Here is a 9,421-nt window from a genome sequence, read left to right on the forward strand (position 1 = left end):
CTCCGCGTGGGAACGCCGCCAGGGACGCTCCGCGTTCCGCTTCTGCAAGGTGACGCAGAGCGTCACGGGATGCATGCCCACGCATGGGAATGATCAATCCGCGCACCGCTTGTTTCATGGGAGCTTGCTCCCTCACCACAAGTCACTGGCCTGCCTTGGCTTCCTGCAACAACTGCTGGATCACCTGCTCCTGCTCGCCGTAGCGTCCTTCGCCAAAATGGCTGTAGCGCACCTGCCCCTTGGCATCGATGAAGTAATGGGCCGGCCAATACTGGTTGTTGAAGGCGCGCCAGATCGCATACTGATTGTCGATCGCCACCGGATAGTGGATGTCCAGCTTGCGCACCTGCTCGCGCACGTTGTCGATGATCTTCTCGTAGCCGTATTCCGGGGTGTGGACACCGATCACCACCAGCCCGTCCTTTTCATACTTCTTCGCCCAACCGTTCACATAAGGCAAGGTGTGCTGGCAGTTGATGCAGTCGTAGGTCCAGAAGTCCACCAGCACCACCTTGCCCTTAAGTGATTCGCTGCTCAGCGGGGGTGAGTTCAGCCATTGCACCGCGCCGTCCAGCGCAGGCATGGCGCCCTGGGATTCGAGGGCCAGCATGGAACTTGCGCCAGCCTTGCTCACCACATAGTCGATGGCCTTGGGCACATTCTCCAGCAGGCTTTTTTCCAAGGTGACCGATTGTTGGGAGGAAGTCGCCGCCAACAAGCGGTCATCCGCCCCGGTGCCAATCGCCACCGCCGCCAGCAACACCACCGCTCCCGTTCCCCGGCGCAGCCAGGTGGTGATCGGCAGCGAGAGTTTCAGGCGTCCGACCAGTCCGCGCCCGGCCAGGATCAGCGTCCCCAGGGACAAGGCACTGCCCAGGCCGTAAGCGAGCAACAGCAGGCTGGTTTGTGCGCTGGCGCCTTGCAGCATGGCCCCGGTCAGGATCACCCCGAGGATCGGTCCGGCGCACGGTGCCCAGAGCAACCCGGTGGCGACCCCGATCAGCACTGAAGCCACCGGCCCGGCCATCCGCCCGGCGCCGGCGTCCAGGCGATTGCCCAGGCTGACCAGCGGCCGCGCCAGCCAGGTGCCGACCCGACTGAAGATCAGCGACAAGGCAAACACCACCATCACCACCAAGGCGACTTGCCGGCCAACGCTGCTGGCACGCAGCACCCACTCGCTGCTGACCACCGCCAGGCTGGAGACCAGGGCAAAGGTCAGCACCATGCCGCCAAGGGTCAGCAGCACCGAGCCACGGGAGCGATCGGCCCGGGCAAACAGAAACGGCACCACCGGAAGAATGCAGGGGCTGAGGATCGTCAGGATCCCGCCGAGAAAAGCGATCAGAAGCATGGCAACACCTCAAAATGGGCTGAAGCATGAATAAGAGCCAACACCTTTGTGGCGAGGGGATTTATCCCCGCTGGGCTGCGAAGCAGCCCCCTGGGTCTATCTGACACACCGAGCTCTTAGGCTTTGGGGCCGCTTCGCGACCCAGCGGGGATAAATCCCCTCGCCACAAAAGCTGGCAGGCATGGCTGGCATGTTGTTCTCAGTTCTGGTTGCTGCAGTTGTCGGAAAACTTGCGGTAGTCCAACGCCTGCTGGTGGCCTGCCGAATCCAGGTAGGTCATGTGGGCATTGACCACGCCGCAGGTCGGCTCGGTGTCTTCGCTAAGGGACAGCACTTTCTGGATGTCCAGGTGAGTGCCGTAGGCGTAGGTTTGCGCCTGCACATTGCTTTCGGCCCGGGCCGACAGTGTGCAAATGTTAAGTGCAGCGAATAGGCAGGCGGCGTAGATGGCTTTGCTGTTCATGGCGATTCCTCGATTCAATGGGTTTACCTGCCGAGGCCTGTTGTATTGCCTCGATGGACGCCATTGAATGCCGCGCAGGTATCGCGCCTGTATCGAGCCAGGTGGCTTTTTGCATCGCTGTGTATCCGTCGCGCGCCAGATACACTGCAATACAAACCGCCGCGAGCCAGGCAGGCCGGCGCCTGTAGACTGCTCACAACGAAACGCCGAGGAGCTGGACACCATGGATCATGTCGATCACGTGTTGATAGTGGATGACGATCGCGAGATCAGAGAGCTGGTTGGCAACTACCTGAAAAAGAACGGTCTGCGCACCACTGTCGTTGCCGATGGCCGGCAAATGCGCGCCTTCCTGGAAACGACCCCGGTGGACCTGATCGTGCTGGACATCATGATGCCCGGTGACGACGGCCTGGTGCTGTGCCGGGAGCTGCGTGCCGGCAAGCACAAGGCCACGCCGGTACTGATGCTCACCGCGCGCAACGATGAAACCGACCGCATCATCGGCCTGGAAATGGGCGCCGACGATTACCTGGTCAAGCCCTTCGCCGCTCGTGAGCTGCTGGCCCGCATCAATGCCGTGCTGCGCCGCACCCGCATGCTGCCGCCCAACCTGGTGGTCACCGAAAGCGGTCGCCTGCTGGCGTTCGGGCGCTGGCGCCTGGACACCACCGCCCGCCACCTGCTGGACACCGACGGCACCATGGTTGCCTTGAGCGGCGCCGAATATCGTTTGTTGCGGGTCTTCCTCGATCATCCGCAACGGGTGCTCAACCGCGACCAGTTGCTTAACCTCACCCAGGGCCGGGACGCCGACCTGTTCGATCGCTCCATCGATTTGCTGGTCAGTCGCCTGCGCCAGCGCCTGCTGGACGACGCGCGGGAGCCGGCCTACATCAAGACCGTGCGCAGCGAAGGCTACGTGTTCTCGCTGCCGGTGGAGATCCTCGAGGCCTCGGTATGAGCCTATCGTTGCGCTGGCCGCGTACGCTGGCCTCGAGGCTGTCGCTGATCTTCCTGGTCGGCCTGATCCTGGCCCAGGGGTTGTCCTTCGGCGTGCAGTACTACGAGCGCTACCAAAGCGCCAAGTCGACCATGCTCGGCAACCTGGAAACCGACGTCTCGACCTCCGTCGCCATTCTTGACCGTCTGCCTGCCGCCGAGCGCCCGGCCTGGCTGCCGAAACTCGCCCGGCGCAACTATGGCTACCTGCTCGACGAAGGCCAGCCCGGGCAACCGATGGATCTTGCCGACGCGCCGATCTCGGTCAGTTCGATCCAGGAAGCCATCGGGCAGGCCTACGGCCTGACCTTCAAACAGATTCCCGGACCGAAAATGCACTATCAGGCGCACCTGCGCCTGGGGGACGGCAACCCGCTGATCATCGACGTACGCCCGGCAATGACGCCCCTCTCCCCCTGGCTGCCGATGGTGTTGCTGGGGCAGTTGGCGCTTTTGATCGGCTGCACCTGGCTGGCCGTGCGCCTCGCCGTCGGCCCATTGACCCGACTGGCCGAGGCGGTGGAAACCCTCGATCCTAACGCCCACAGCGTGCGCCTGGACGAGAAAGGCCCAACCGAAGTGGTGCATGCCGCCAAAGCGTTCAACGCCATGCAGGACCGCATCGCGGCCTACCTCAAGGAGCGCATGCAGTTGCTGGCGGCGATTTCCCACGACTTGCAGACCCCCATCACGCGCATGAAGCTGCGTGCTGAATTCATGGACGAGGGGACCGAGAAAGACAAGCTGTGGAGCGACTTGAGTGAAATGGAGCACTTGGTGCGTGAAGGTGTGGCCTATGCCCGCAGCATCCATGGCGCCACCGAGGCCAGTTGCCGGATCAGCCTGGATGCGTTCCTCGACAGCCTGGCGTTCGACTACCAGGACACGGGCAAGGACGTGCAATTGACCGGGAAAAACGCCGCCGTCATCGACACCCGTCCCCATGCCCTGCGGCGGGTGCTGGTCAATCTGGTGGACAACGCCCTGAAGTTCGGTGGCTCGGCGCAGATCCATGTGCAGCTTGCCGACAACGGGCAATTGGCGATTCAGGTACTGGACCGCGGCCCCGGGATCAACGAGCAGGAACTGGCCGAAGTGCTCAAGCCGTTCTATCGGGTGGAAAGTTCACGCAACCGGGAAACCGGCGGCACCGGCCTGGGCTTGGCCATCGCCCAGCAATTGGCGATCGCCATGGGCGGCTCACTGACCCTGAGCAACCGCGACGGCGGCGGCCTGTGCGCCGAGTTGCGCCTGGCATTCGCAAGCTGACTCAGCCCCTGTGGGAGCCGCCCCCGACCACAGGTCCGCGCCCTTGAAAAAATCGAAACCTTGGACGGCATACACCGGTCAAGTCCTGTATGAACGTCAACCGCTGTACGTCGCGCCAAGCGACGGCGGCCTGAAACGAGGGACAGGCATGAGCATGACCGTCGGTGATTTTCTGGTGGAACGTCTTTACGAATGGGGGGTTCGCCGTATCTATGGCTATCCGGGCGATGGCATCAACGGCGTCTTCGGCGCCTTGAACCGCGCCCAGGGAAAAATCCGCTTCATCCAGGCCCGCCACGAGGAAATGGCCGCATTCATGGCCTGCGCCCACGCCAAGTTCACCGGTGAGCTGGGCGTCTGCATCGCCACCTCCGGGCCCGGCGCATCCCACTTGGTGACCGGCCTCTACGACGCCCGGATGGACCACATGCCAGTGCTCGCCATCAGCGGCCAGCAGGCGCGCGCCGCACTGGGCGGGCATTATCAGCAGGAACTGGACCTGGTCAGCCTGTTCAAGGACGTGGCCGGAGCATTCGTGCAGCAAGCCAGTGTGCCCGCCCAGGTGCGCCACCTGTTGGACCGCGCCGTACGTACGGCAGTGGGCGAGCGCCGGGTCACGGCACTGATCCTGCCAAACGATCTCCAGGACATGGAATACACCGCGCCACGCCACAAGCACGGTACGGTTCACTCCGGCGTCGGTTACCGCAAGCCCAGCGTCGTCCCCTACGAAGAGGACCTGCGCAAGGCCGCCGAGGTCCTCAATGCCGGCAAGAAAGTCGCCATCCTGGTCGGTGCCGGAGCGCTGCACGCCACCGACGAAGTGATCGCCATTGCCGAGAAACTCGGCGCCGGCGTGGCCAAGGCGCTGTTGGGCAAGGCCGCCGTACCGGATGATCTGCCCTGGGTCACGGGCACCATCGGCCTGCTCGGCACTGAGCCCAGCGACAACCTGATGGCCGGCTGCGACACCCTGCTGATGATCGGTTCCGGCTTCCCCTACGCCGAGTTCCTGCCACCTGAAGGCCAGGCCCGGGGCGTGCAGATCGACATTCAGGCGGACATGCTCAGCCTGCGTTATCCCATGGAAGTCAATCTGCACGGCGACAGCGTCGATACCTTACGCGCCCTGCTGCCACTGATCGAAGAAAAAACCGACCGCGCCTGGCGCAAGAAGATCGAGCATTGGCGCGAACGCTGGGAGCGGACCCTGGAAAAACGCGCCCGGGTCCCTGCCAAGCCGATCAATCCGCAGCGAGTCACCTTCGAACTATCGCCCCGGCTGCCGGAGCGCGCCATCATCACCTGCGATTCCGGCTCCTGCGCCAACTGGTACGCCCGGGACCTCAAGATCCGGCCCGGCATGATGTGTTCGCTGTCCGGTGGCCTGGCGTCAATGGGCGCGGCCGTGCCCTACGCCATCGCGGCGAAGTTCTGTCATCCGGAGCGGCCGGTGGTCGCCCTGGTGGGCGATGGCGCCATGCAGATGAACAACATGGCCGAGCTGATCACCGTCGCCAAATACTGGCGTACCTGGGCCAATGGCACCTGGATCTGCGCGGTGTTCAACAATCGGGATTTGAACCAGGTCACCTGGGAACAGCGGGTCATGGAGGGCGATCCGAAATTCGCCGCCTCCCAGGACATCCCCGACGTGCCCTATCACCTGTTCGCCGAATCCATTGGCTTGAAGGGCATCCTGGTGCTGCACGAGGACGACGTGGCCACGGCCTGGGAAACCGCGCTGGCGGCGGGTCGTCCGGTGCTGATCGAGTTTCGCACCGACCCCGATGTGCCACCGCTGCCGCCGCACATCAAGCTGGAACAGGCGAAAAAATTTGCCTCGACCCTGCTCCAGGGCGACCCGAACGAACGAGGCATCGTGGTGGAGACCGCCAAGCAGGTCTTGGGCGCCCTGCTGCCGGGCCAGCGCACGGATAAAGAGTGAGGCACGACGCGATGCCAACCGTTGAGCTGCATCGTCGCTATGAACGGTCCCTGCTCCTGGCTTTTTGCGTGGTATGGGGATGGCTGGCCATTGCGCCGATAAAACGCAGCGATTGGCTGGCGGAGAACCTGCTGGTCATAGCGTTATTGGTGGTCTTGGTGACCGTTCATCGGAGATTCAGCTTTTCCCGACTGTCCGCCACGCTGTTGTTCGTCTTTCTTTGCATCCATGAAATCGGCGCCCATTACACCTATGCCAAGGTGCCTTACAACCAGTGGTGGCAGACCCTGACGGGAGGCCAGTCGCTTGATCAATTCATGGGTTTCCAGCGCAACCAGTTCGACCGGCTGGTGCATTTCAGCTACGGCCTGCTGCTGGCCTATCCGCTGCGCGAGGCCTTGCTACGGGTTACGCCAGCAACGGGGTTCAGGGGGTACTTCCTGGCCTGGAGCCTGATTCTTGCGTCGTCGGCGATTTACGAAATCATCGAATGGCTGGGCGGCGCCTACATCGGGGGCGATACCGCCAAGGCCTTTGTCGGCGCCCAACAGGACCCATGGGACTCACAAAAAGACATGGCCCTGGCGGCGCTGGCCGCATTCATGACCCTGCTGGCCACCGCCGGGGTCAGTTACCTGCGCCAGCGGGACTTCGCCCTCGAATGGACGTTGCGCTTCAAGGCCCGCACCTGACGCAAGCCCCCATATCCGCCGGTTCCTGTGTGATCACGACTAAGTAAATCAGCTCACCAGCCGATATAAGACAGGTGCGGGTGAAATCGCTTTTTGGCTGATGACTTATTTTTATGATTGAAATTGCTGGCAATGACTCAACTGTCCTTTCCCCGGGTTCGCCAACCCGAAGTTTCACCCGTCGCACTTTTCCGGCCATCATGCTCCTGCTGTTTGTCATGTCCGCACTGGCGATCGCCGTGCTGCTCAACATCACCGGCGTCCAGGACCGCCGCGCCCGTGAACAGAGCCTGTTTTTCGCCCAGCAGGCCGTCGAGGGGATCCGCAAAGGTATCGGACGGGACCTGAGCGATTATTCCAAGTGGAGCGATGCCTACCGGCACCTGCATGTCAGCGTCGACAAGGAATGGGCCTACGACCAGGAAAACGTCGGCAGCAGCGTGTATTCGCTCTATGGCTACCAGGCCGTGTTTGTCATTTCGCCGACCGGCCAGACCGTCTATTCGATGATCGACGGCCAGATGAGTGAGGTCAATGCCGACACCTGGCTGACCGGCGACTTGCGAGCGCTGTTGAAAAAAGCCGCCGCTGCGCAAAATCACGACGAAGTGGTCGTCGAGATGCTCCATCACGAGGACGCCCCTGCGTTTGTCGCCGCGTCCGCCATCACCATCGGCACGGACAGCAGCGTGCCCGAAATCCCCGGCCCGCCCAGCCTGATGCTTTTCGTCAAGGTCCTTGATCCCGGCGCCCTGGAAAACCTGGCGCGGGACTTCGCCCTGCCCGATGCCCATATCGCCAGGACACCGGGCCCCGCCGATACCGCCCAGCTGCTGCTCGACAACCTGACCCTGGAAGCCTTGGCCTGGCGGCCGCAGACCCCGGGCCAGGATCTGCGCAAAATCCTCCTGCCGTTGCTGGCCGTGGCGTTATTCGTGCTGGGGATTCTGGCCCTGGCCGTTCTGCGCCATGCCTTGGCCATGCTCCGCGCCCAGGAACGCCAGTACGCCAGCCTGCTGGCCCATCGCAAGGCGCTGGAACGCAGTGAAGAACGTTTCCGCGACATTGCCGAAGTGTCATCCGATTGGTTGTGGGAGGTCGATTCGACCGGGACCCTGACCTATCTGTCGGAACGCTTCGAACAAGTGACCGGCTTCAGTCCCACGCAGTGGCTGGGCAAACCCCTGCACCGTCTGCTTCACCCCCATGGCGGCTCGATCTCGATTGCCCAATGGCTGCTCGGCGGTGCCAACAGCGACTCCTCGGCGCCGCTGCTGTGCGAGTACACCGCGCGCAACCAGCGCATCCGTACCTGCAAACTCTCGGTGCGGGCCATCGAAGCGGGCACCCTGGGTTTTCGCGGCACCGCCACCGATATCACCGACGAATTGCGGGCTCTGGCCCAGATCAAGCACCTGTCCCTGCATGATCCACTGACCGGGCTGGCCAACCGCAACCGCTTGTTCGATTGCCTGCGCGAGCACCTGGACCGAGCCGATCGTCCGCCCCTGGCGCTGCTGAACCTGGACATGGACCGATTCAAGCCGGTCAACGACTCCCTGGGGCATGCCGTGGGCGATAAAGTGCTCAAGGAGGTGGCGCATATCCTCCAGCAAAACGTACGCGGAACTGATCTGGTGGCACGTCTGGGCGGTGATGAGTTTGTCATTGTCATGCCCGACCCGGGCGATGCCGGCGATCTCGATCAACTCTGTGAACGGCTGATCGATTGCATGCAACGGCCCATGCACCTGGACGGCAATACCCTGTACCTGGGGGTGAGCATCGGCGTTGCCTGGTCGCAACCCGGAGACGAACGTGCCGATGAACTCCTGCGCCACGCCGACATCGCCTTGTATGCGGCCAAGGCCGCCGGCCGCAACACCTGGCGCGTGTATGTGGAAGCCATGGGCAACCTGGCCCGCGACCGGCGGCAATACGAACAGCAACTGCGCGACGCCATGCAACGGGATCAACTGGAACTGCGCTACTTGCCTCGCTTCGACGTGAGCGCCGAGCAACTGCACGGTTTCGAAGCCCAGACCTTCTGGCACCACCCCGAGAAAGGTGAACTGGGTGGGGCCGACTTCATACCGGTGGCCGAAACCTCGGGCCAACTGGAAGAGCTGGGTACCTGGATGCTGATCAACGTCTGTGAAGAGGCCGCCACCTGGCCGAGCGCCGTCAACGTCTCCATCGCGGTTTCACCCCGGTGGTTCAACAGCAGCTTCCTGCTCGACCAAGTACAAGAGGCCCTCCAATCGAGCGGCCTGGCGCCTCACCGGTTGACCCTGGAAGTGGCCGAAGGGGTTCTGCTGGCCGACCACAAGACCGTCGCCAGCACCCTCCATGCGCTCAAGGACCTCGGGGTGCGGATCAACATCGACAAATTCGGCACCAACATCGCCTCCCTGCGCGAGGTACTGGACCAGCCGTTCGATGGCATCCGCTTCGATCGCAACATCCTGACGCAGCTGGGCCTGGAGGATGACAAGGAGGGCGTCCTGGCGATGATCCGATTGAGCCGCAGCGTAGGGCTCATGGTCACCGCCGAAGGCATCGAAAACGCCCGGCAATTCAGCCAACTGCGCAACGTGGCCTGCGACCATGTCCAAGGCCCCTACTTCGGCGCCGCCCTGGCCCGCTCGGAAATGGCCTCGTTCTTCACCACCCCGCGGTGGCTGTAACAGACA

7 protein-coding genes are annotated in these 9,421 nt (G+C 63.0%); 5 read left to right on the forward strand and 2 right to left on the reverse strand.

Annotated features, from left to right (window positions below; translation table 11 throughout):
• Positions 1–142: 142 nt before the first annotated feature.
• Positions 143–1,354 carry a cytochrome c biogenesis protein DipZ gene (locus BT116_RS23050; RefSeq protein ID WP_072347327.1) on the reverse strand — a complete coding sequence of 404 codons (1,212 nt, stop codon included), beginning with the start codon at positions 1,352–1,354 and terminating at the stop codon, positions 143–145.
• Between the two features lie 199 nt (positions 1,355–1,553).
• Entirely contained in the window at positions 1,554–1,817 is a 264-nt protein-coding gene (locus BT116_RS23055) for a DUF2790 domain-containing protein (protein ID WP_072347329.1), read from the reverse strand.
• A 223-nt stretch (positions 1,818–2,040) separates the two neighbouring features.
• Here BT116_RS23055 and BT116_RS23060 point away from each other — a divergent pair, with 223 nt between their 5' ends.
• From BT116_RS23060 to BT116_RS23080, 5 genes are all read left to right on the forward strand, one after another.
• Positions 2,041–2,781 (forward strand): response regulator, encoded by a 741-nt coding sequence (locus tag BT116_RS23060; RefSeq protein WP_003202589.1) that lies wholly within the window; start codon positions 2,041–2,043, stop codon positions 2,779–2,781.
• A complete protein-coding gene (locus BT116_RS23065) occupies positions 2,778–4,088 on the forward strand; it encodes an ATP-binding protein (RefSeq protein ID WP_072347331.1) in 1,311 nt (436 codons plus the stop codon). Before BT116_RS23060 ends, BT116_RS23065 begins: the two co-directional genes overlap by 4 nt.
• Positions 4,089–4,236: 148 nt before the next feature.
• The gene (locus BT116_RS23070; RefSeq protein ID WP_072347333.1) at positions 4,237–6,036 is read left to right on the forward strand and encodes a thiamine pyrophosphate-requiring protein; all 1,800 of its coding nucleotides are present in this window, start codon (positions 4,237–4,239) and stop codon (positions 6,034–6,036) included.
• 11 nt (positions 6,037–6,047) lie between these two features.
• Positions 6,048–6,728, forward strand: a complete 681-nt coding sequence (locus BT116_RS23075) for a DUF2238 domain-containing protein (RefSeq protein WP_072347335.1) — start codon at positions 6,048–6,050, stop codon at positions 6,726–6,728.
• A 113-nt stretch (positions 6,729–6,841) separates the two neighbouring features.
• Positions 6,842–9,415 carry a bifunctional diguanylate cyclase/phosphodiesterase gene (locus BT116_RS23080; RefSeq protein WP_072347337.1) on the forward strand — a complete coding sequence of 858 codons (2,574 nt, stop codon included), beginning with the start codon at positions 6,842–6,844 and terminating at the stop codon, positions 9,413–9,415.
• Positions 9,416–9,421 lie beyond the last annotated feature (6 nt).

This window comes from Pseudomonas sp. NFACC16-2 (assembly GCF_900119205.1).
In the GTDB taxonomy this organism is placed as follows: Bacteria; Pseudomonadota; Gammaproteobacteria; order Pseudomonadales; family Pseudomonadaceae; genus Aquipseudomonas; species Aquipseudomonas fluorescens_Q.